Here is a 22,326-nt window from a genome sequence, read left to right on the forward strand (position 1 = left end):
CATGACGACGCCGATCGCCGCACGCCTTGCCCGCTCCGCCGCGATCGCCGCCGCGGCGCTCGCGCTGGCCGCCTGCTCGGTGCTCAAGCCGGGCGGCGGATCGGAAAGCGGCACGGGCAGCACATCGCCCGGCGGCGCAACCGCCACCGAAGGCAGCCGCGACGTGCCGACCGTGCGGCTCATCACCGCGCAGACGCCCGCGATCCGCACCTACCGCAAGACCGGTGCACGCCACATCTACAAGGCGTATGCCAGCCGCATCTACAAGGGCAAGATCCCGCCGCTGGTGTACGCCGTGGTGGTGGTCGAGACGGAGATCGATGCGAACGGCAAGGTCACCAACGTCACCTTCAGCCGCGTGCCCAGCCATGCGCCCGAAGTGCCGCCGATGATCGCGGAGCTGGTCAAGGCGACCTCGCCCTTGCCGAGCCCCGGCAAGCTGGGCGGCCACACGTACGTCGACACCTGGCTCTGGGACAAGAGCGGCAATTTCCAGCTGGACTCGCTGACTTTGGGCCAACGCAGCCGGTAATACAAAAAGGCCCTGAGAGGGCCTTTTCATTCGATACCGAGTTCCTGGATTTTCCGGGTGATGGTGTTGCGCCCGATGCCCAGCTTCTGGGCCGCCTCGATGCGCCGGCCGCGCGTGTTGGCCAGCGCGGTGAGGATGAGCCGCGATTCGAAGCGGCGCGTGAGCACGTCCCACACGTCGGTGCGGCCTGCGGCCAGCAGCGCCTGAGCCTCGGCTTCGAGGCCACTCTCCCAGGCGCTGGGGCCCGTCGGTGCACCTGGCACCGCCTCGGGGGCCGCAACCACCGGTGCGGACGCGTCGCGCTCGACGGCCAACGGCGCTGCAGCCTGCACGGGCGCCGCCACCTCGGCCACCGCCACATGCACGTCCGCCCCGCTGCCCGCCATCACTTCGGGCGGCAGGTCTTTCGACTCGATCAGCTGCGCGGGCGCCATCACGGTCAGCCAGTGGCAGATGTTCTCGAGCTGGCGCACGTTGCCCGGGAAGTTGAAGGCCGCAAGCCTGGCCAGCGCCGCATCGGAGATGCGCTTGGGCTCGACGCCCAGCTGGCGCGCGCTCTGCTGCAAAAAGTGACGCGTGAGCGCGGGCACGTCTTCGCCGCGTTCGCGCAGCGCGGGCAGGCGCAGGCGGATCACGTTGAGGCGGTGGAACAGGTCTTCGCGGAAACCGCCGAGCTTCACGCGCTGCTCGAGGTCCTGATGCGTGGCGGCGATGACGCGCACATTGGCCTTGACCGAGTTGTGGCCGCCCACGCGGTAGAAGTGGCCGTCGCTGAGCACGCGCAACAGGCGCGTCTGCAGGTCGAAGGGCATGTCGCCGATTTCGTCGAGAAACAGCGTGCCGCCCTCGGCCTGCTCGAAGCGGCCGCGGCGCATGGTCTGCGCGCCGGTGAAGGCGCCGCGCTCGTGGCCGAAGAGTTCGCTCTCGAGCAGGTCCTTCGGAATGGCGGCGGTGTTGATCGCCACGAAGGGGCCGTTGGCGCGCGGCGAGTGCTTGTGCAGCGCGCGCGCCACGAGTTCCTTGCCCGAGCCCGATTCGCCGGTGATGAGCACCGTGACGTTGCTCTGCGACAGCCGGCCGATGGCACGGAACACGTCCTGCATCGCGGGCGCCTGGCCGAGCATTTCGGGGGCGGCGACCATGCGTTCTTCGGACACCTCTTCGCGCTGGCTTTCGTCGACGGCGCGGCGGATGAGTTCGACGGCGCGCGGCAGGTCGAAGGGCTTGGGCAGGTACTCGAAGGCGCCGCCCTGGAAGGCCGAGACCGCGCTGTCCAGGTCGGAGAACGCGGTCATGATGATGACCGGCAGGCCGGGGTGCTTGGCCTTGATCTTGTCGAGCAGGTCGAGCCCCGAGCCGCCCGGCATGCGGATGTCGCTCACCAGGACCTGCGGGCCCTGCTGCTCGTCGCCTTCGGCCTGTTCGAGCGCGGCCAGCACTTCGCGTGTGTTCGTGAAGCTGCGCGTGGGCAGGTCTTCGCGCAGCAGTGCCTTCTCGAGCACGAAGCGTATCGATTGGTCGTCATCAACTATCCAGATCGGCTTCATGCATCTCCTCTGTTGCCGGGGCTGCGCTAGGGCAGCGGAATCAATATCTTGAAATCGGTTCGGCCCGGGACGCTGTCGCACTCGATCACGCCGTGATGCTGTTGCACAAAAGTTTGCGCAAGCGTCAGTCCCAGCCCGGTCCCGCCTTCCCTGCCCGAAACGAGCGGATAGAAGATGCGGTCCTTGATCGTGTCCGGCACACCCGGTCCATTGTCGATGACATGCAATTCCAGTGCCAATCGATACCACTGCTTGTTGAAGATCACCTGGCGGGCCACGCGGGTCTTGAAAGTGATCTGCGCATCGCCCGCCGCGCGGCGCTCGGCCAGGGCCTGCGCCGCGTTGTGCGCGATGTTGAGCGTGGCCTGGATGAGCTGCTCGCGGTCGCCGCGGAACTCGGGAATGGAGACGTCGAAGTCGCGCTCGATGTGCAGGTCGCGCGGAAACTCCGCCAGGATCACCGAGCGCACGCGCTCGCACACCTCGTGGATGTTCACGTCGCCCACCACGTGCGGGCGCCGGTGCGGCGCCAGCAGCCGGTCGACCAGCGTCTGCAGCCGGTCGGCCTCGTGGATGATGACCTGGGTGTACTCGATGAGGTCGCGCGACTCGACCTCCATCTGGAGCAGCTGCGCTGCGCCGCGGATGCCGCCCAGCGGGTTCTTGATCTCGTGCGCGAGGTTGCGGATGAGCTCCTTGTTGGCCTGTGCCTGGTCGATGAGGCGCTCCTCGCGGTCCTGGCGCACCTGCTGCTCCAGCGGCGACATCTCGATGATGAGTTCGCCCTTCTTGTCGCCATGCGCGAGCGTGACCTGCACCGGCATCAGCTCGTGGTTCACGCGCCGCAAAAAGGCCTCGTAGCGCAGCGTGGCGAAGTCGTTGCTGCTGGCGCCGTCGAGCGCGGTGCGCAGCACCTGCGGCTCATGGAAACAGGCGCCGAACTGCGAGCCCTCGAGCGTGCGCCGCGAGGTACCCAGCGCGTCTTCGAGGCCCGCGTTGGCGAACAGCACCGAGCCGTCGCTGTTGACCACCGCGATCAGCGTGGACAAGAGGTCGAAGGCGCGAAAGCGCGGATTGGCGCCAGTCGCCTTCTTGCCGAACACCATGGACTGCGCGCCGCTTACTGCGCTTGCGGCTTGCCGGGCAGGCGGCCGATTTCGCGGCGGATGCCCGCGATGTCGCTCTCGTTGCGCGCGAGCTCGGCCTTCATCTCGGCCACGCGGTCCAGGTACTTCTGGTAGTTGCGGCCTTCGCTGCCCTGCTTCTCGGGCTCGCCGTTGTTGTATTCCTTCTTGAGCTCGGTCTGGCGGGCCTCGGCCTTGCGCAGCTCGGCCTCGAGCACCGAGCGCGCCTCGCCATCGCGGGCGCGCTGGTCGACGCCTTCGACACGCGGGCTGCCCGCCGGGGCGCGCGCGGCGGATGAACCGCCCGACGACGACGACGCGCTGCCACCACCGCCGCCCGAGGGCTTCGTGCCCTGCACGACGGTGACGTTGCCGCCTTCCATGATCTTGCAGCCCTTTTGCTGGGCCACGGTCGCGTTGTTGGTGTACTCGTTGCCGCAGCGCCAGACGCGCTCTTGCGCGAGCGCCGCCGTGGCGGTGGCGAACGAGGCGGCGGCCAGGAAAATCAGGGAGGCAGTCTTCATTTGGATCCGGAGAGGGCGCGACAAACGCGCATTTTGATGCAATTCGGGCCCGCTCACGACAGGGTGTTCCGCACCAAGGAAAAAGGACGGCCGGGGCCGTCCTTTTGTCTTACTTGCCCGCCGGGGCGGGCTCGTTGTGGCGCCTTTTACAGCGAGTAGTACATGTCGAATTCGACGGGGTGCGTCGCCATGCGGAAGCGCGTGACTTCCTGCATCTTGAGGTCGATGTACGCGTCGATGTACGAGTCGGTGAACACGCCGCCCTTGGTCAGGAACGCACGGTCCTTGTCCAGGTGCTCCAGGGCCTGGTCCAGGCTGTGGCAGACGGTCGGGATCAGCGCGTCCTCTTCCGGCGGCAGGTGGTACAGGTCCTTGCTGGCGGCTTCGCCCGGATGGATCTTGTTTTCCACGCCGTCCAGGCCGGCCATCAGCAGCGCGGCAAAGCCCAGGTACGGGTTCATCAGCGGATCGGGGAAGCGCGCTTCGACGCGGCGGCCCTTCGGGTTGGCCACGAACGGGATGCGGATCGAGGCCGAGCGGTTCTTGGCCGAGTAGGCCAGCTTCACCGGGGCTTCGAAGCCGGGCACCAGGCGCTTGTAGCTGTTGGTGCCGGGGTTCGTGATGGCGTTCAGGGCACGGGCGTGCTTGATGATGCCGCCGATGTAGTGCAGCGCGAAGTCCGACAGGCCTGCGTAGCCGTCGCCGGCGAACAGGTTCTTGCCGTCCTTCCAGACCGACTGGTGCACGTGCATGCCGGAGCCGTTGTCGCCGACGATGGGCTTGGGCATGAAGGTGGCGGTCTTGCCGTAGGCGTGGGCCACGTTGTGGATCACGTACTTCTGCAGCTGGACCCAGTCCGCGCGCTGCACCAGCGTGCTGAAGCGGGTGCCGATTTCGAGCTGGCCGGCGTTGGCCACTTCATGGTGATGCACTTCGACCGGGATGCCCAGCGATTCGAGCACCAGGCTCATTTCCGAGCGCATGTCCTGGAAGCTGTCGACCGGGGGCACCGGGAAGTAGCCGCCCTTGACTGCGGGACGGTGGCCGCTGTTGCCGTGCTCGAACTCCTTGTCGGTGTTCCACGAGGCTTCTTCGGACTCGATCTTCACGAAGCAGCCCGACATGTCGTTCTTCCAGCGCACGCCGTCGAACACGAAGAACTCGGGTTCCGGTCCGAAGTAGGCGGTGTCGCCCAGGCCGGAAGCCTTCATGTACGCCTCGGCGCGCTTGGCGAGCGAACGCGGGTCGCGCTCGTAGGCCTTGCCGTCGGCCGGGTCGATCACGTCGCAGGTCAGGATCAGCGTCGTTTCTTCGAAGAACGGGTCGATGTTGGCGGTGTTCGGGTCGGGCATGAGCTGCATGTCCGAGGCTTCGATGCCCTTCCAACCGGCGATGGACGAACCGTCGAACGCGTGGCCCGAGGTGAATTTGTCTTCATCGAAGTGCGACACGGGCACGGTCACGTGCTGCTCTTTGCCGCGGGTGTCGGTGAAGCGCAAGTCGACGAACTTGACCTCGTTTTCCTTGACGAGCTTGAGTACATCGGCGACGGTCTTTGCCATCAGTTTCTCCTGAGTTGGATGGTGGTTAGGAATACAGGGACGGGAGGATGCAGTTTCTGTGCCATTGTCACCCCGCCGGATGAGGCCCGGGTGACGGCCCAGGGGCTGCCGGAAAAGGAAAAAATCACCAAATTGGTGCAATGCAGATTAACGCACCAATTCAGGGCCAAGCTTCGCATCGAAAGTGTGCAGACCTTCGATGAGCTGGCCATAGGCGGCATCGAGCTTCGCAGGGTCGCCCTTGACGCCCAGCTCGATGTGGCGCCCGTACTGCGGGTGATCCACGCTGGGCAGGCTGAACACCTTGATGCCGGCGTGGGCCTGCTCGATGGCCTGCATCAGGGGCGTGAGGGTGGCTTCCATCGCACCGAAAACGATCACGGACTTCTCGGCGATGGCGTTGCGGGTGAACAGATCGGCATAGCGGCTGTCGAGCACCGACTCGATCATGGGCCAGGCCATGACCGGGAAGCCCGGCACGAAATGCACGTGCTCGACGCTGAACCCCGGGATCTTGTTGTACGGGTTGCGGATGATCGACGCGCCCTGCGGAAACACGCCCATGTTCAGGCGGTGGATGTTGTCGGGCCGGTCGGGCTCGTAGGGCACGCCCTGCTCCAGGGCCGTGTCCTGCATGCGCTCGCGGATCAGCGCCTCGGCCTCGGGGTGCAGCGCCAGCGGCACGCGCAGGGCCTGGGCGGCGCACTGGCGGGTGTGGTCGTCGGGCGTGGCGCCGATGCCGCCGGTCGAGAACACGATGTCGCCCGAGGCGAAGGCGCGCATGAGGGCCGCGGTGATCCGCGTGGGCTCGTCGCCCACGTACTCGGCCCAGCTCAGTTGCAGGCCGCGCGCGGCCAGCAGCTCGATGACCTTGGCCATGTGCTTGTCGGCCCGCTTGCCGGAAAGGATCTCGTCGCCGACGACGATGAGACCGAATGCGCGTGTCATGGAGAACTCCATTGAGAAAGAGCGGCCTTGTTGGCCTCGGTGGCTTCGGCCGCCTCGAGCGTCTGCTGTGCGTCGCCGCTGCCGGCCGCGGGCTGCTGCGCCGCGCGCTGGGCGCGCAGCTGGGTCAGGGCGTCGAGGCAGTAGTGCGCGAACCAGAGCGCGGAGAAGGCGAAGACCAGCGTGTAGATCCAGATGGCGATCGGCACCAGCACGAAGAAGGCGGCGGCGAACAAGAGGCCCGAGGCCCAGACGATGCTCGGCGCCGCGCCCAGGTAACCGCACAGCACGCCGATGCACAGCAGCGGCAACCGGTGGGCGCGCAGCAACGCGGCGCGTTCCTCGGGGCTGGCGTGCTCGGCCAGCGCGTCGAAGCTCATCACCCGGTAGGTCAGCCAGCCCCAGATCAGCGGCGGCAGGATCAGCACCAGCGGCGGAATGAGCCACAGCGGCATCGACACCACCAGCGCGATCAGCGCCAGGACGGTGGCGCCGAGCGAGCGCAGCACGCTGCCGAAGAAGGAGGCGCCCTTCTTCTGCTCCAGCGTGGGAAAGCGCCGTTCGGCCACGAGCTTGGTGAGCGCCGGCGCCATGAAGCCGGCCACGATGAGCAGCGACAGCACGACGATGAGCGGCGTGACGCCGAACACCACCACCAGCGGCGCCAGCGCGGCCGTGACGTCGCTGGAGAACAGGCGCCCGATCCAGGCCCAGAAGCTGGACAGCAGCGGCCAGGCGTCGAGGGCCTCGCGCGTCCAGGCGACGGCCGCGTCCCAGTAGAAGTAGCCGAGCCCCGCGGCCAGCAGCACCATGAGCGCCAGCGGCAGGAGCGACAGCACGATCACGCGCGGGAGCATGCAATAGGCCACCGCGCGCCAGAAGGAGTCGAGGAGCAGGCGCATGAGGTTCGAGGATAGCGCAAGGCCCCGGCCCGCTCGCTGCCGGGCCTGCGGGCGGATCAGGCGCGGCCGAACAGCCGCTTCAGCCCCAGCCACTGCTGCGACCAGAAGCCCTGGCCGTAGTCGCGCGGGCGGCCGTCGGCGCCGGGCTCGACCTGGTCGCGGATGCCGGTCGGGTCGTAGCGGTTCTCGAAGTTGGCGGTGCGAAAGAGCATGTCCCACCAGGGCAGCAGCACGCCGAAGTTGTGGCCGCCCAGCGTGCTCCGGCCGTGCGACTCGTGGCCCAGCCCGATGCTGTGGTGCAGCCGGTGAAAGCGCGGGCTGACCCACAGCCGCTCGCCGAGCGTGCCGAAGCTCAGCCGCAGGTTGGCGTGCTGCAGGCTTTCGCTGAGCTGGGTGAAGGCCACGACGGCGATGAACTGGCCCGGCGCCACGCCGATCAGCTGCGCCACGATGACGATGAGCGTGTCGTGGATCACGTCGTCCAGCAGGTGGTTGCGGTCGTCGCTCCACATCGTCATCTGGCGCTGCGAGTGGTGCAGCGAATGCAGGCTCCACCACCAGTTGAACTGGTGCTGGCCGCGGTGAATCCAGTAGCCGACGAAGTCGAGCACCACGAGGTAGATGGCAAAGGCCACCCACGGCACGTCGGTCACGCCGGGCCAGGCCTCGTCCAGGTGGAAGGTGCCCCACCCCGCCATGCGCAGGCTGCCGAGCAGGTCGTCGAACAGCGGCTGCAGCGTGAAGAACAGCGCCAGCCGGAACAGGCCCAGCCGGTGGATCAGCGTGTAGAGCACGTCGATGCGGATGGCGCGGCGGTCGGTCACGGGCTCGACCGCGCGCCAGCGCTGCAGCGGACCGATCACGGCCAGCAGCACGAGGATCTGGACCACCCCGACCAGCAGCCAGCCGGTGGCGTCGAAGGCATCCTCAGCCCAGCCGCCCAGGCCGATGGCGTACACCAGCGGCTGCACGGCGGTCTCGAAGAGCCAGCCTTGCATGGCGGAAAAAACGTCGGTCAACCAATCGATCACGGCGAAAACTCAGGGATCAAGGATGGGAGGCGATCCAGGCGCGGTAGTCCGGATGCTGGCGCAGGGTGCGAAAGCAGAAGCCCTTGGCCTTCAGGCCGACGATCAGCGGCTCCAGGTTGGCGGGCGCCCACGGGTCCTTGCGCGACCAGATGCCCAGGTGCGCCAGCAGGATGTCGCCGGGGCGGATGCCCGCAAGCGCCTGGGCCAGCAGTTTCTGGTTGCTGAAGCTTTCGCTCGGCAGCTCGTCGCCGAGGAAGCCGGCGGGCGACCAGCCCACGTGCGCGTAGCCGCAGTCTTTGGCGGCCGCCAGCAGCGCGGGCGAGGTCTTCCCGCCCGGCGCGCGGTACAGCGGCAGCGGCTTCTTGCCGGTGATGGCGGCCAGCCGGTCGGACGACTTGCGGATATCGGCGCAGTACTGGGCCGCGCTCCAGACCGACTCCTTGCCGGTCTGCGGGCCGGCCGACGGCTTGATGCGAAAGCTCGGCAGCGTGCCTTTGACGTCGCCGCGCCAGTAGGCGTGGTCGTAGGTGTGCGAGCCGAACTCGTGGCCTTCGGCCGCCCTCGCCTTCCACCACGGCGCCCAGTGGTCGTCCAGGCTGTCGCCGTCGGTCTGGGTGCGCTCGGCGGCGGCGAAGAAGGTGACGCGCACATCCTGGCGCTTGAGCACGTCGGCCACCAGCGGGGCGATGCCCATGTGGCCGGTGTCCAGCGTCAGGTAGACCGGCTTGTCGCAGGCGGCGGCTTCCTGGGCCCCGGCCGCCGGCACGGTGGCGCAGGCCAGCGCCGCGACGGCGAAGGCCACCCCGGCGGTGCGCAGGCCGCGCACGCGCTCAGATGCGCTTGGCATGGTCGAGGGTCCAGACGCCGTGCGGCGAGCGGCCGACGTTGATCTGCCGCACGACCTTCTGGCTCGCGAGATCGACCACCGTGAGCTTCTTGGCCCAGCGCGAGGTCACGTACAGCGTCTTGCCATCGGCCGACACGTCCATGCAGTCGGGGCCGCCGGGCACGTTGTAGGTGGCGACGACCTTCAGCGTGGTCAGGTCGATGCGGCTGATGGTGTTGGCGACCCGGTTGCTCACGAACACGGTCTTGCCGTCGCCGGCCGAGCGGAAGGCGTGGGCGCCCTTGCCGGTAGGGATCTTGCCGACCAGCTTGGGCTGGGCGCCGGCCACGTCGAACACCTGCACGCCGTCGCTGCCGGTGAGGCCCACGAGCAGCGTCTTGTCGTTGTGGGCGCCGAAGATGTCGGCCGGCATGGCGCCGGTGGCCATGCGCCAGCGGATGGTCTGCGTCGGCAGGTCGACCGCAATCAGCTCGTCGCTGTCCTGCATGGTGACGTAGGCCACCGTGCTGGTGTTGTCGATCCAGATGTGGCTGGGCGTCTTGCCGGTGGCGATGCGCTTGACCAGCTTCAGGTCCTTGCCGTCCCAGCGGTACACGTCGACGTGGTTCAGGCGGTTGGCCGCCGTGACGAACCACTTCATGTCGCGCGAGAACTGCAGCTGGTAGGGATCGATGATCCCGTACACCACGCGCTGCACCTCGGCCGTGCGCGGGTCCAGGAAGGTGAGCGAATCGCCCGCCGAATTGGCCACGATGACCGACTTCTCGTCGGGCGTCATGTAGATGTGGTGCGGCTCCTTGCCGGTGGGAATGCGCTGCTTCTCGGTCCAGTCGACCGGATTGATCACGCTCACGCTGGCGTCCAGCGAATTGAGCACAAAGACCGGTGGAGGGGCCGGCGGCGCCGCCGCGGCGGGGAGGGTCACCAGGGCTGTCAGGCACAGGCAGGACAGCAGGAAGGCCGCGATGCGGCCGTTCGGGCGGGCAGGGAGTCGCAAGGGAAGGTTCCGGGAGAGGGTTAACAATCTTAACGGTCGAACCCGACGAAAAGCTGACCGCGGGCGCCCCCTCACCCGCTGTTTAGCCCGGCGCCTTGACCTATGTCACGCGGCGCGAGGCACGGGCGCCCGCAGCTGGGCCACCTGCTCGGCCGTGAGCCAGCGCCATTGCCCCGGCGCGAGGTCGTCCGGCAGCGCCAGGCCGCCGATGCGCGAGCGGTGCAGCCCTTCGACCCGGTTGCCGACCGCGGCCAGCATGCGCTTGACCTGGTGGTACTTGCCTTCGGTGAGCGTGAGCCGCAGGTGCAGCGGGCTGTCGGATTCGCAGGCGGCCGCGCGCACGGGCTTCGGATCGTCGTCGAGCACCACGCCGGCCAGCAGCTTGGCGATCTGCGCCTCGTCGATCGGATGCTTGGCCGTCACCTCGTAGACCTTGGGCACGTGGTGCTTGGGCGAGCCCATCTTGTGGATGAACTGGCCGTCGTCGGTCAGGAGCAGCAGGCCGGTCGTGTCCTGGTCGAGCCGGCCGATGGCCTGCACGCCCTGCACCGCGCCCTTGTTGGGCCGCAGGCGCAGCGGCGACGGCAGCAGCGTGTAGATGCTCGGGTAGGTCGAGGGCTTCTGAGAGCACTCGGTGCCGGCCGGCTTGTGCAGCATCAGGTAGGCCTTCTCGTGGCAGGCCCACTCGGTGCCCTGCACGGTGAACAGCAGGCCTTCGGGGTCGAGGTCGGCGAAGGGGTCGGTCACGGCCGCGCCGGCAATGCTCACGTGGCCTTGCTGGACCAGGCCCGCGCACACGCGGCGGGTGCCGAAGCCCTGGGTATAGAGGATGTCTTGCAGGTGCATGAAAAATGAAAAAAGCGGTCGTGCCGACAGGGGCACGACCGCCTTCAAGTGTGCCGCAGGTTCAGTAGCCTGCCGCCAGGCCCGTGTTGCGGCGCGGGTCGTTGGCGCCGTAGAAGCGGTTCGCGCCCACCGGCTTGCCGCCCAGCGAGGGCGCGCCGACGATGATCGCCGCCAGGTGGTTGGCCGGCTGCGGCACGCCCAGGTTGTGGCCCATGTCGGTCAGGATCTTGCGGGTGTCGGGGCTGATCGCGAAGGTCTCGACGTTGGTCACGTCGGGCAGCCATTGCTGGTGGAAGCGCGGCGCATCGACGGCTTCCTGCACGTTCATGCCGTAGTCGACCACATTCAGGATGGTGTGCAGCACCGCCGTGATGATGCGGCTGCCGCCGGGCGTGCCGACCACGAACACCGGCTTGCCGTCCTTCGACACGATGGTCGGGCTCATCGAGCTCAGCGGGCGCTTGCCCGGGGCGATGGCGTTGGCCTCGCCCTGCACCAGGCCGTACATGTTGGGCACGCCGATCTTGGAGGTGAAGTCGTCCATCTCGTTGTTCAGCAGCACGCCGGTCTTGTCGGCCGTGACCTTGGCGCCGAACCAGTCGTTCAGCGTGTAGGTGACCGAAACGGCGTTGCCCCACTTGTCGGTGATCGAGTAGTGGGTGGTGTTGCTGCCTTCATGCGGCGCCACGCCGGGCTTGATGTCCTTGGAAACGCCGGCCTTCTTGGGGTCGATGGCGGCGCGGATCTTCGCGGCGTAGCCCTTGTCGAGCAGGCGGTCGAGCGGGTTCTTCACGAAGTCGGGGTCGCCCAGGTAGCTGTTGCGGTCCACGTAGGCGTGGCGCATGGCTTCGATCTGGTAGTGCACCGACTCCGCCGAACGGAAGCCCAGGTCCTTGAGCGGGTAGCCCTCCAGGATGTTGAGCATCTCGCAGATGATCACGCCACCCGAGCTCGGCGGGGGCGCCGACACCACGCGGTAGCCGCGGTAGTCGCACTCGACCGGCGCGAGTTCGCGCGTCTTGTACTGGTCGAGGTCGGCCTGCGTGATGATGCCCTTGCCGGCCTGGCTCGACGCCACGATCGCCTTGCCGACCCAGCCCTTGTAGAAGCCGTCGGTGCCCTTGGCGCTGATTTCCTTCAGCGTCTTGGCGAGGTCTTTCTGCACCAGCTTCTGGCCGACCGCGAAGGGCTCGCCCTTGTTCAGGAAGATGGCGCCGGAGACCGGATCTTTCTTGAAGTCGTTGGTGGCGGTGAGCAGCATGTCGATGTCGCCCTGCTCCAGCGCGAAGCCCTTGTCGGCCAGCTGGACCGAGGGGGCGATGAGGTCGGCGCGCTTCATCGTGCCGTACTTCTCGCGCGCGTACTCCATGCCCGACACCGAGCCCGGCACGCCCACGGCGAGGTGGCCGTGGGTGCTCAGGCCCTTGACGACGTTGCCGTCCTTGTCGAGGTACATGTTGGCCGTGGCGGCCAGCGGGGCCTTCTCGCGGAAGTCGAGGAAGGTCTTGCGGCCGTCAGCCAGCTGCACGGTCATGAAGCCGCCGCCGCCGAGGTTGCCGGCGGCCGGGTACACCACCGCCAGCGCATAGCCGACGGCCACGGCCGCATCGACCGCGTTGCCGCCGCGCTTGAGCACATCGACGCCGACCTTGCTGGCCAGGTGCTGCGCGCTCACGACCATGCCGTGTTCGGCCGCCACCGGCGCCTGCGACGCGGCCTGCGCGCCGCCGGCCGCCGCCAGGGTGAGCGCGGCCGCGACGGCGGCGCGCAGGGTGGGGGTCCACTTGAAGTGCTGCATGGAAAAGTCTCCTCTGTGCGTTGGATGAAGAATGAGGGAGGGGTGAATGGGTAGTGGCCCGTCAGGCCGTGAGCAGCGCCTTGCGCCGCAGGCTTTGCAGCGCCTGCGCGACCTGCTCCTGCGCGAAGGTGTGCAGCGCCGACGGGTCGGTGAGCGGCTGGTCGTCCTTGAGGAAGCGCAGGCGTTCGGCGCGCACCTCGTCGAGCAGGAAGGCCGCCAGTGCCTCGTGCGTGTGCGCCCCGTCGAGCAGCGGCAGCAGGCTGCGTTCGAGCACCGTGAGCGACACCGGCTCGTGCCACTGGTTGCAGAGCACGGCCGTCGCTTGCGACGCGGGCACGCCGGCCAGCGCGCGCCGCACCGGCGCCAGCGCCTGCGGCAACGCGGACACCGAAGCAGCCGCGGGCACCGGCGTGCGGCGGATGCGCAGCGCGCCGAGGATCAAGAGCTCCTCGAGCATGGCGAGCACGATGGGCTCGACGGCCGCGCGCGGCTCGCCGGTGAGCGTCACCACGGCGGCCAGCAAAGCCTCGGTCGACATCGAACACGGATAGCTCGCGTCGAGCGCCTGCGCCACCGCCTTGTGCGCGGGCAGCCGCAACGTGACCTTCAGGTCGCGCAGCGCGGTGCAGGGCTGCTCGCGGGTGTCGATCGTGAGGGCCTCGCCACCATCGACGCGGAAGACGCCGGCGAACTCCAGCGCGCGCAGGCGGGGAACTTCGAGGCGGTAGCGGATGTTCGCGGCATTGCCCTGCTTCACCAGCAGCGTCTGGCGGAAGGTGCGGTTGACGAGAAAGTCGAGGTACTGCTCCATCATCACCTGGCTGCCGCCGCACTCGCGCAGCAGCGGGTCGCGCACCTTCTCGCCGTAGTTCTGCACGAACATGGTCGAGGGCTCGGCGTCGCACAGGTAGGCCAGCCCGCGCGCTTCGGCACGCGCGACGAACTCCTTGAAATAGCAGGGCTCGTTGCAGGGCTCGAGGAACTCGTGCAGCAGGTAGTAGTTGCCGGAGTTGCGCACGATCGGCATCGTCTCTTCGAGCGTCTTGCGCAGCACGCTGTCGGGCCGGGCCGACTGCTCGAGGAACTCGAGCATGCCGCGCGCGTACGAGAGTTTTTCTTCGGGCGTGTCGCGCGGGCCGCCGCGCAGGATCATCGCGTCGCGCACGATCTCGCGCGCCTTCCAGCCCGGGTACACGTTGTAGCTCACGTACACCACGCCGCCCGGCGCCAGGTTCTCGGCACACACGCGCAGGATGGCGTCCTGCACCGGCCCCGGCACCCAGCTGTAGACGCCGTGGCAGACGATGTAGTCGAACAGGCCGAACGAGGCGTCGATGTCGGCGATGTTGAAGGCCTTGAGCTCGATGTTCGACAGCCCCGCCTGGTCGAGCGCCGCAGCGCCCTGGGCCACCTGCACGCGCGACAGGTCGACCCCGACCGCTTGGGCTTGCGGGTGACGCGCCGCGAACGGAATCAGGTTGCCGCCGGCGGCGCAGCCCAGCTCGAGCACGCGCGCCTTGTGCGGCGGCGGCGCCTCGAGTCCGAACAGGAAGGCCAGGGCTTCCAGGTGCTCCACGGCGGACTGGGGAAACGGGTGCGAGTCGTAGGGCACCGCATCGTAGTAACTGGTGAGCGTGGAAGTCAGAGAGTCCGGCACGAACGTCCTTTGGGGATCGGGAGGGGCTGCAGCAGTGCTCGCAGACTATAGCCCCGTGCCCTCGCAAAAAGAAGCCGGCGCGGGTCGAGCCGCCCTGCCCTGGCCGCGGACTTCGGTGCTTGCACGACCTCTTTAGAATGGCCCGATGAATTGGCGCATCACACTGTTTCCCCTGGCTTTGGTCATTGCCGGCTGCTCGACGCCGCCCAACCAGATCGTTCCCTTCCGCGACGGTGTGCTGCGTGCCATGACCTACACCCAGGCCTCGGACTACTGCAGCGCCAAGAGCCAGGAGCCGAAGTGGCTCGGCAAGGCACCGGCCGAATCCGGCGTGCTGTTCCAGTGCCAGTAGGCCACCTCATCACGCAGGGCTGACGCCCGGCCGCACCGCTCAGGCGTCGATGTCGATGAGCACCAACCCGCTCTCGCGGTCGCAGGTCTTGCGCAGGTAGCCCGGCGACTCGACCATTTCATGGCGAGGCGTGTTCTTCCGTTCAAGGCGTCATCGTGGGGAGTTCTGTCTGCAGTCCTCAGCGGTGCCCCGGCAGTCGTCCTGGCGCGAGGGCGCGCCGGGGTCGTCCACGCGGGGCTTGTCTTCGCCGGCCCGCTTCGCGTCCGCCGGTGGCTTTTTCACCATGCCGGGGTCGCGGTCGGGCGGCGCGGGCTTCACCAGCCGCGGATGGCCATGGGGCGGCGGCTTCACGAGGAGCTCGGGGTCGGGCCCAAGTTGCGCTTGCGGCTTGACCGGCGGTGGCGGCGGCTTGTCGGCCGACTGCGCGGCAGCCGGCCCGGCAACGAGCGCCGCGACGCCCAAGACCCCGATGGCGAGGCTTCCGGCAAACATCGATTTCGTTGGATTGCGCATGGCGTTCACCCATGGCCCGAAGGTTTCACCGAGGCGCTCCCGGCGGTGTAGGCCTCTTTCGCCAATGGCCGCAAGTCGGCGTCGCGGTGCCTGCGACGCTGGCGCAGCCGCCGGGCGATGGCCGCAGGGATGGCGCGCGCTCAGCCCGCCAGGCTGACGCGCACCACGCACGCCGTCGGCACCAGAATCTCGTCGCAGTTCGGCCCGGCCCCGCCGCGGTCGATCACCACGAAGCTGGCCGGCTGCTGCGTGACCACCAGCGGGTGGTGCCAGACCCCGCGCGCGTAGTTCACGCCCTGCCGCCCGTCGGTGACGAAGGCGCGGATGTCTTCCACGCGCACCGTGTCGCCCGCCGGCGCCACCACCACGAGAAAGCGGCTGCCGTCCATCGGCACGAAGGCCTGGCTGCCCAGCGGGTGGCGCTCCAGCATGCCGACCTGCAACGGCATCGCATAGGGCTGGGTCTCGAAGATGTTCACCAGCACGCGGCTGTCGCCGGGGCCCGGGTCCACGCGCGCCAGGTCGTGAAAGCGCGTGGTCATGCCCGCGTTGATCGGCATCGACCGGGCGTGCGCGCTCTCGATGACGTCACCGAACGCGGCGAACGCCTCGCGCGTCAGCGGCTGCGCAACGAGCGCAAGCGTCGCGGGCGTGCCCGGCGCCGGGGGCAGGAAAGTGGGGCTGGCAATCGTCAACAGAAACTCCTTGGCTTTTTTGGTCCAACTGGTATTACCAGTATCCTTGCGATGCATCCAGGCCGTCAATCTCCTGGCGTCAGGGAAATCGCTAGTGTCCAATGGCGCATGAGGCCTTAAGGTCTCGGTCGCGTTAAATCATACCGGTAATACCAGTTAATCAACCCCATCGACGCCTTCGAGGACCGCCATGTCAACCACCACCCTTCATGCGCCGCTGCAGCCGGCCACCACCTCTGCTGCAGCGGAGAACGCGCTCTACAAGAAAGTGGCATGGCGACTCATGCCGTTCCTGATGCTCTGCTACGTGGCCGCCTACCTGGACCGCGTGAACGTCGGCTTCGCCAAGCTGAACATGCTCAGCGACCTGCAGTTCAGCGAAGCCATGTACGGGCTGGGCGCGGGGCTGTTCTTCATCGGCTACTTCTTCTTCGAGGTGCCGAGCAACCTGCTGATGCACCGCATCGGCGCCAAGGCCACCATCTCGCGCATCATGATCACGTGGAGCCTGATCTCGGCCGCGATGATGTTCGTGACCACGCCCACGCAGTTCTACGTGCTGCGCTTCCTGCTCGGGGCGGCCGAGGCCGGCTTCTACCCGGGGATGATCCTGTACCTCACCTACTGGTTTCCCTCGCACCGCCGCGCCAAGATGGTGGCGGTGTTCATGTGCGCGATTCCGGTGTCGGGCGTGCTGGGCGGGCCGCTGTCGGGGCTGATCATGGACGCCATGCACGGCATGGGCGGGCTGCGCGGCTGGCAGTGGCTGTTCCTCATCGAGGCGCTGCCTTCGCTGGTGATCGGCCTGCTGGTCATCGTGTACCTCGACAACAGCATCCAGGCCGCACGCTGGCTCACCGCCGAAGAAAAGGCCGTGCTCGCACGCAACATCGCCGCCGAGAACGCCACCAAGGGCGGCACCAGCCACATGACGCTGCGCGCGCTGTTCGCCGACCGCCGCATCGTGAAGATGGCGCTGATCTGCTTTTGCACGGTGATGGGCCAGTACGGCCTGACCTTCTGGCTGCCCACGCTGGTGCGCCAGTCGGGCGTGTCGGGCGCGTTCAACATCGGGCTGCTCACGGCGATTCCGTTTGCCGTGGCCATCGTCTCGATGCTGCTGGTGAGCCGCAGCTCCGATCGCATGCGCGAGCGCCGCTGGCACCTGATCGTGCCCTTCTGCTGCGGCGCGCTGGGCCTCACGCTGAGCGCGATCTTCAGCAACAACGTGTACCTCTCGCTGGCCGCATTGGCCCTGGCCGCGGGCGGCAGCCTGGCGACCTCGCCGCTGTTCTGGAGCCTGCCGACGGCCATCCTGTCGAGCGCGGGCGCAGCAGCCGGCATTGCGCTCATCAACTCCTTCGCCAACCTGGCGGGCTTCGTGAGCCCGTACATGATCGGCCTGATCAAGGACGCCACGAAGAGCACCGACATCGCGTTGTTCGTGCTGGCCGGCGTGCTGCTGTTCGGCGCCTTCCTCACCTGGACGGTGCCGGCCAAGCTGGTCAACAAGTAGGGAAGGCCCGGGGTGCGGCCACAGTAAGATTTCCAGCTCCCGCCACTGCCGCACTTCGCACCGAAAACCGCCCATGCTCGCCTCCCCCGCCGTCGCCGCCACCGCCGCCCGCCTGATCCAGCAGCGGATCGCGGACGGCACCTACGCGGCCGGCGGGCTGCTGCCTTCGCAGCGCGACCTGGCCGAGCAGCTCGGCATCAGCCGCACCTCGCTGCGCGAGGCGCTGTCGACGCTGCAGGGCACGGGCCTCGTCATTCCGCGCCCCGGCAAGGGCATGTACGTGGCCGAAGACGGCGGACAACAAGCGCCGCCCGCCTCCCCGGCCTGGAAGTTCGCCACCTCGCATTCGCTGCAGGACGTGTACCAGCTGCGCTTCGCGGTCGAGAACTTCACCGCGCGGCTGGCCTGCCTGGTCATCGAGGCGGACGACCTGGCGGCGCTGCGTGCCAATGCACAGGCCATGCGCGCGTGCATCGACGCCGGCGACTTCACGCAGGCCACGCAGCTCGACTTCGACTTCCACATGCAGATCATCGGCATCGCAGGCAACCAGGCCATCGCCGAGATCCTGCGCAACAGCGCCGAGGTGATGCAGGAGAGCCAGCGCCTTCCCTTCTACAAGCGCGGCGCGCGCCATGCCACCTACGACGAGCACATGGCGATCATCGAAGCGCTCGCGCAAGGCAACCCGGCGCTGGCGCAGCAGGCGATGACGCAGCACATCGTGCAGGCCGCGCAGCGCGCGGGCGTGCACTTTCCGACGGGCCTCGAGGCAGCCTGACGCTTCAGGTCCACGTGTCGACGACGATGCGCAGCACCTCGACGCGCTCGGGCAGTTCGATCAGAAACTCCGCATCGCGCGGCAGGTGCTGCACCCCATTCGGGTCGCCACCGGTGAACGCGCTCATCGCGGCCACGTCGGGCCAGTAGGAGGTCGTGACGAACTCGGTCTCGGTGGCGCGGTCTTCCCGGAACAGCTGCACCGCGAGCGCCGTCTTGCGCAACGGCGGAATGCCTTCAGCCAGCAGGTAGCGTTCGTAGGCCTCTGCGCGATCGGGCGTGACGCGGCCGCGCCAGATGCGCGCGATGGTGGCGACGCTCATACCGGCACGCCTTCGATCGTCCGGGTGGATGCAGACGCCGGCACCGGCAGGTGCCGCCCCAGGAAATCGCGCAGCGGCGGCAGCACCTCGGCCAGGTGCGTCTCGAGCAGCCAGTGGCCCCCGTCGTCGAACGCGTGGAACTGGGCGTCGGGCAAGTCGCGCAGGTAGGCACGGCCGGCCTCGATCGGCATGTAGCCGTCCTGCGGCCCCCACAGGATCAGCGTGGGCGGGCGGTACGTGCGCAGGTAGTCCTGGTAGCGCGGGAACCACCGCAGGTTCTCCTTCAGCCCCTTCATGAGACCGAGCGCAATGCCGCGCCGCACGGGCGTGTCCATCAACGGCCAGTGAAGGCGCCAGAGATCGGGCGCGAGCCGCGGGGCCACGCGCGAGGACACCTCGCCGATGAACTCGTCGCGAAAGCCTTCTTCGCTCACGGTGCGCTCCAGCACCGCGAGATGGGCCTCGCTCGGGTCGTTCCAGTACGCCCGGATCGCCGCGTATTTCGGCCCCAGCGTGTCTTCGTAGATGTCGCCGTTCTGGACGATCAGCGCCGTCACCCGCCCGGCCCGCCGCATCGCATGGCGCAGGCCGATCTGCGAACCGTAGTCGTGCAGGTACAGCGCGTAACGACGCAGCGCGAGCGCGGCGGTGAAGCGGTCGAGGAAGTACGCGTAGCCATCGAAATCGAACACGAAGTTCTCCTCGGGCGTGCCGCTGTAGCCGAAGCCCGGGAAATCGGGCGCCACCACGCGCCAGCGGTCCGCCAGCGCCGGCATCAGCGCGCGGTACTGGAACGAAGAACACGGATAGCCGTGCAGCAACAACAGCACCGGGGCACCCACCGGACCGGCCGCGCGATAGAAGACCTCGACGCCGTCGATCTGCACCGTGCGGTGCGTGACGGCGGTCGTGCCGGCCGCGTCGTTCTTTCGGGGGTTCGCATTGGCCATCTCGGCTCCTTGAGACATGCAAAGAAACAGAGGTGTCTTTGTCGCCTCCGGCGCGGGGCCCGCATGTGGGAAAGGGCCGACCCTGAGTGTCGTCCAGGCCGCGCGCGCCCTGCGGCGGGCACGCTGCAGGGAGAGATAGGCAACCTGGCCATCCCGTCGGCCGATCGGCCTTGGCAGCACCGGCCGGACGGTCGCCCCGCGCCTGAACATGAAACTTTGGCTCACTGGCCGTCAAACCGCAGTCCAAAGCTTTCACTGCAGCGCGGTGCGCAGGACAATGGGGCGTTGATGGTGGTCGGGGCGCCGCCTCCGATCCTGTCGGCATCGCACTTTCAGGACTACACACGTCGCGTCATGGAACAACGGCTGGAATGGGCCCTCGCGGCCTGCTCACGCATCCTTCGACCCGTGGTGAAGCTCGCCCTCGCGATGGGGGTCAAGCACCCCCACCTGGAGGAGTTGCTGCGCGACCTGCTGATCGAGGAAGCGCAGCACTCCTGGCGCAGCCAGGGCGTTCCCAAGCCCAACCTGAGCCAGTTGTCCGTCACCACCGGCCTGAACCGCAAGGCCGTGACCGCCAAGGTCCGCTCCACCGTCGACCCCCTGCCCCACACCGAACTGTCGGCCGCGGCCAAGACCTTCACGCTGTGGCTGCAGATGCTGACCGAAGACGCTTCGTTCCGGCGCCTGCCCGTCACCTCGGGCCACACGGCGCCCTCGTTCGAAGCGGTCGCCCGCCTGAGCAGCCGCGGCAACGTGCACCACCGCACCATCCTCGACGAGCTGATCCGGTTGAACATGGTGACCGAGAACGAAGGCATGGCCGAACTCACCGCCGACGGCTTCGTGCCCGTGCAGGACCTGCAATCGATGCTGGCCTTCCTGGGCGACAACGGCCGGGACCACCTGCTGGCGGCCGTCGCCAACACGCTGGGCGAACAGCCCCGCATGCTTGAACGCGCGGTGTACGCGCGCGGGCTGTCGCTGAACGATTGCGAACAGATCCACCGCCTGGTGCGCGACCGCTGGTCCGCCCTGCACCACGAGCTCGCGCAGGAAATGGCACAGGCGGTCAGCCGCGCGCCGGCCCGCGCCAATGGACGAATCCGTGTCGGCATCTACACGTACTACGAGGACGAGGGCACGCCGCCTCCGCCCACGTCCTCTGAAAGCGAGCGCCCCTCATGAGCACGATCCAAACACCCCGCCGCCTCCTGCTGGGCCTGTTCTGCGCCGGCCTCATGGCCCTGTTGATGTCCTGCGGAGGCGGCGGTGGTGCCTCGACCGGGAACCTGGGCCTGGGCACCGGCACCGCGATCGGCGGTGACAGCCCCGGCGGCGCGGGCACGGGCACAGGCGGGGATGGGACCGGGTCCGGCTCGGGCAACGCCGGCACGGGCGGCTCCGGCGACACCGCCAGCAACGGCAACACCGACGGCTCCGGTGTCGGCTCGGGCGGCACCGGCGTGACCGCGGACGCCGCCGGCATCGGCGCCGCGGACGGCCTGGGCAGCATCATCCTGAACGGCCTGCGCTACACCACGGACACGGCCACCATCACCGTCGAGGACGCCACCGAACTCCAGATCGGCATGAGCGCGCGGGTCGCCGGCAAGGTCGACCCCGACTTCACCCGCGGCATCGCGACGCAGGTCGTGTCGGCGGCCGAACTGCGCGGCGCCGTCTCGCGCATCGACGTGGGTGCCGGCAGCTTCGTCGTCATGGGCATCAACGTGACCATCGATGCGGCCACGGTCTGGGCCGACGCGAACGGGCTTGCCAACGTGGCCGACGGCAGCCTGATCCAGGTGTGGGGCCTGCCCGGTGCGCCGGGAACGCTGCGCGCCACCCGCGTGCAGACCGCACCCACGCTGACCGCCCCGCTGGTGACGGGCGCCATCCAGAACCTCAATGTGACGAACCAGACCTTCACGCTCGGCCAACTGACGGTCAGCTATGGCGGCGCCAGCTTCGCGGGCATCGACGCCTCGTCGCTGGCCAACGGGGTCATCGTGCGCGCCCGCGGCACGGCCGCGCCGGTCGGCAACGCGTTCACGGCGACCCAGGTGCAGGGGTGGTACGCGATACCGACGAGCAACGGCATCGCACTGCAGCTCGCGGGGGACATCACCGACTTCGTCTCGCGCGGCGCCTTCAAGGTGCTGGGCACGCCGGTGGACGCCACCAATGCGCAGATCACGGGCGGCCCCGTCGGTTCGCTCGGCAACGGCGTGAAGGTCGAGGTCGACGGCTTCATGTCCGGCGGGGTGCTGGTCGTCAAGAAGCTGCGCATCCGCCATGTGCCGGGCACGGGCGGGCCGGCCTCGTTCACGCTCATCGGCGCCATCGGCGGCTACCAGTCCCCTGCCAACTTCAGGGTGCAGGGCCAGCCGGTGGACGCCAGCGGACCGGGTACCACCTTCGAGAACGGTACCGCCGCGAACCTGGCCAACGGCCAGCGCGTGACCGTCGTGGGAGACCGGGTGGTCGACGGCGTTCTCATCGCGCAGCGGGTGACATTCAACCCCTGACCTGAAGCGGCGGCGCAGCGCCCCGCCGCCCGGTCGCATCGCCCGCCCCTTCTGGCCGCAGGCGAAGCCGGGCTTTCGCACACATCCAGCTCGATATCGCCGCATCGCGGCGGGCCTGCGCGCACGCGGGCCGGATAGCACCTTCGGCCATCTATCTCCAAACCCGTGGCGAAAGTACGAAAAAGGGACTAAAGTGAAAAAATCACATTTCTTACATTGGTGGCTTCCGTGTCTGTTCCCGCGAGTTCAGTGCGACCGTTGCTCCCCGTTGGCATCGCAGGCCCACGCCTGACGGATGCCTCCCTGTGCGGGGCTGCGCATCGGGTGCCTGTTCGCCGTCGGGCCAGCCGGCAC

At 68.2% G+C, this 22,326-nt stretch carries 22 protein-coding genes; 6 read left to right on the forward strand and 16 right to left on the reverse strand.

What is annotated here, in order from left to right; translation table 11 throughout:
• Position 1: 1 nt before the first annotated feature.
• On the forward strand, positions 2 to 532 hold the full coding sequence (locus AC07SQ_RS27665) for a hypothetical protein (protein ID WP_159277719.1): 531 nt from the start codon (positions 2 to 4) through the stop codon (positions 530 to 532).
• 26 nt (positions 533 to 558) lie between these two features.
• Here AC07SQ_RS27665 and ntrC read toward each other — a convergent pair whose 3' ends face one another.
• The 12 genes from ntrC to AC07SQ_RS27725 all read right to left on the reverse strand — a co-directional run bounded on the left by ntrC (position 559) and on the right by AC07SQ_RS27725 (position 14,312).
• Positions 559 to 2,079: a nitrogen regulation protein NR(I) gene (gene ntrC, locus AC07SQ_RS27670; RefSeq protein WP_062470913.1), complete on the reverse strand. Its 1,521-nt coding sequence runs from the start codon at positions 2,077 to 2,079 to the stop codon at positions 559 to 561.
• Positions 2,080 to 2,105: 26 nt separating this feature from the next.
• Positions 2,106 to 3,185 (reverse strand): nitrogen regulation protein NR(II), encoded by a 1,080-nt coding sequence (gene glnL, locus AC07SQ_RS27675; RefSeq protein ID WP_062470910.1) that lies wholly within the window; start codon positions 3,183 to 3,185, stop codon positions 2,106 to 2,108.
• A 14-nt stretch (positions 3,186 to 3,199) separates the two neighbouring features.
• Positions 3,200 to 3,727, reverse strand: coding sequence for a hypothetical protein (locus tag AC07SQ_RS27680; RefSeq protein ID WP_495273556.1), 528 nt, complete (start codon positions 3,725 to 3,727; stop codon positions 3,200 to 3,202).
• A 146-nt stretch (positions 3,728 to 3,873) separates the two neighbouring features.
• On the reverse strand, positions 3,874 to 5,289 hold the full coding sequence (gene glnA / locus AC07SQ_RS27685) for a type I glutamate--ammonia ligase (RefSeq protein ID WP_062470904.1): 1,416 nt from the start codon (positions 5,287 to 5,289) through the stop codon (positions 3,874 to 3,876).
• A gap of 147 nt (positions 5,290 to 5,436) precedes the next feature.
• Positions 5,437 to 6,237: a competence/damage-inducible protein A gene (locus AC07SQ_RS27690; protein ID WP_495273557.1), complete on the reverse strand. Its 801-nt coding sequence runs from the start codon at positions 6,235 to 6,237 to the stop codon at positions 5,437 to 5,439.
• Positions 6,234 to 7,136 carry an EI24 domain-containing protein gene (locus tag AC07SQ_RS27695; protein ID WP_139703609.1) on the reverse strand — a complete coding sequence of 301 codons (903 nt, stop codon included), beginning with the start codon at positions 7,134 to 7,136 and terminating at the stop codon, positions 6,234 to 6,236. Before AC07SQ_RS27695 ends, AC07SQ_RS27690 begins: the two co-directional genes overlap by 4 nt.
• Positions 7,137 to 7,192: 56 nt before the next feature.
• Positions 7,193 to 8,167: a sterol desaturase family protein gene (locus AC07SQ_RS27700; RefSeq protein WP_495273558.1), complete on the reverse strand. Its 975-nt coding sequence runs from the start codon at positions 8,165 to 8,167 to the stop codon at positions 7,193 to 7,195.
• Positions 8,168 to 8,183: 16 nt separating this feature from the next.
• Positions 8,184 to 9,014: a polysaccharide deacetylase family protein gene (locus tag AC07SQ_RS27705; protein ID WP_495273559.1), complete on the reverse strand. Its 831-nt coding sequence runs from the start codon at positions 9,012 to 9,014 to the stop codon at positions 8,184 to 8,186.
• Positions 8,998 to 10,011: a YncE family protein gene (locus tag AC07SQ_RS27710; RefSeq protein WP_062470897.1), complete on the reverse strand. Its 1,014-nt coding sequence runs from the start codon at positions 10,009 to 10,011 to the stop codon at positions 8,998 to 9,000. The genes AC07SQ_RS27705 and AC07SQ_RS27710 overlap by 17 nt, the downstream gene beginning before the upstream one ends.
• A 105-nt stretch (positions 10,012 to 10,116) precedes the next feature.
• The gene (locus AC07SQ_RS27715; protein ID WP_307694364.1) at positions 10,117 to 10,857 is read right to left on the reverse strand and encodes a pseudouridine synthase; all 741 of its coding nucleotides are present in this window, start codon (positions 10,855 to 10,857) and stop codon (positions 10,117 to 10,119) included.
• A 61-nt stretch (positions 10,858 to 10,918) separates the two neighbouring features.
• Positions 10,919 to 12,655 carry a gamma-glutamyltransferase gene (ggt, locus tag AC07SQ_RS27720; protein WP_070059809.1) on the reverse strand — a complete coding sequence of 579 codons (1,737 nt, stop codon included), beginning with the start codon at positions 12,653 to 12,655 and terminating at the stop codon, positions 10,919 to 10,921.
• A gap of 61 nt (positions 12,656 to 12,716) precedes the next feature.
• Positions 12,717 to 14,312 (reverse strand): class I SAM-dependent methyltransferase, encoded by a 1,596-nt coding sequence (locus AC07SQ_RS27725; protein ID WP_495273560.1) that lies wholly within the window; start codon positions 14,310 to 14,312, stop codon positions 12,717 to 12,719.
• 145 nt (positions 14,313 to 14,457) lie between these two features.
• On the opposite strand from AC07SQ_RS27725, the gene AC07SQ_RS27730 reads away from it, so the two are divergent.
• Positions 14,458 to 14,664, forward strand: a complete 207-nt coding sequence (locus AC07SQ_RS27730) for a hypothetical protein (RefSeq protein ID WP_062470893.1) — start codon at positions 14,458 to 14,460, stop codon at positions 14,662 to 14,664.
• Between the two features lie 150 nt (positions 14,665 to 14,814).
• Here AC07SQ_RS27730 and AC07SQ_RS27735 read toward each other — a convergent pair whose 3' ends face one another.
• Complete coding sequence (locus tag AC07SQ_RS27735; RefSeq protein WP_495273561.1) at positions 14,815 to 15,177, reverse strand: hypothetical protein; 363 nt, start codon at positions 15,175 to 15,177, stop codon at positions 14,815 to 14,817.
• Between the two features lie 140 nt (positions 15,178 to 15,317).
• Positions 15,318 to 15,875, reverse strand: coding sequence for an ureidoglycolate lyase (locus tag AC07SQ_RS27740; protein ID WP_495273599.1), 558 nt, complete (start codon positions 15,873 to 15,875; stop codon positions 15,318 to 15,320).
• Positions 15,876 to 16,062: 187 nt separating this feature from the next.
• Between AC07SQ_RS27740 and AC07SQ_RS27745 the strand changes: the two genes are divergently transcribed.
• The gene (locus AC07SQ_RS27745; RefSeq protein ID WP_495260485.1) at positions 16,063 to 17,388 is read left to right on the forward strand and encodes an MFS transporter; all 1,326 of its coding nucleotides are present in this window, start codon (positions 16,063 to 16,065) and stop codon (positions 17,386 to 17,388) included.
• Between the two features lie 73 nt (positions 17,389 to 17,461).
• Positions 17,462 to 18,169 (forward strand): FadR/GntR family transcriptional regulator, encoded by a 708-nt coding sequence (locus AC07SQ_RS27750; protein WP_495273562.1) that lies wholly within the window; start codon positions 17,462 to 17,464, stop codon positions 18,167 to 18,169.
• Positions 18,170 to 18,173: 4 nt separating this feature from the next.
• On the opposite strand, the gene AC07SQ_RS27755 is transcribed toward AC07SQ_RS27750, so the two are convergent.
• Both AC07SQ_RS27755 and AC07SQ_RS27760 read right to left on the reverse strand, forming a co-directional pair.
• Positions 18,174 to 18,491 (reverse strand): antibiotic biosynthesis monooxygenase family protein, encoded by a 318-nt coding sequence (locus tag AC07SQ_RS27755; protein WP_495273563.1) that lies wholly within the window; start codon positions 18,489 to 18,491, stop codon positions 18,174 to 18,176.
• Entirely contained in the window at positions 18,488 to 19,441 is a 954-nt protein-coding gene (locus AC07SQ_RS27760) for an alpha/beta fold hydrolase (RefSeq protein WP_495273564.1), read from the reverse strand. The genes AC07SQ_RS27755 and AC07SQ_RS27760 overlap by 4 nt, the downstream gene beginning before the upstream one ends.
• A gap of 354 nt (positions 19,442 to 19,795) precedes the next feature.
• Here AC07SQ_RS27760 and AC07SQ_RS27765 point away from each other — a divergent pair, with 354 nt between their 5' ends.
• Entirely contained in the window at positions 19,796 to 20,629 is an 834-nt protein-coding gene (locus AC07SQ_RS27765; RefSeq protein ID WP_354347824.1) for a DUF6502 family protein, read from the forward strand.
• Positions 20,626 to 21,972, forward strand: coding sequence for a DUF5666 domain-containing protein (locus tag AC07SQ_RS27770; protein WP_495273565.1), 1,347 nt, complete (start codon positions 20,626 to 20,628; stop codon positions 21,970 to 21,972). Before AC07SQ_RS27765 ends, AC07SQ_RS27770 begins: the two co-directional genes overlap by 4 nt.
• The last annotated feature ends 354 nt before the right edge of the window (positions 21,973 to 22,326 follow it).

This window comes from Variovorax sp. GW821-FHT06D12 (assembly GCF_059419205.1).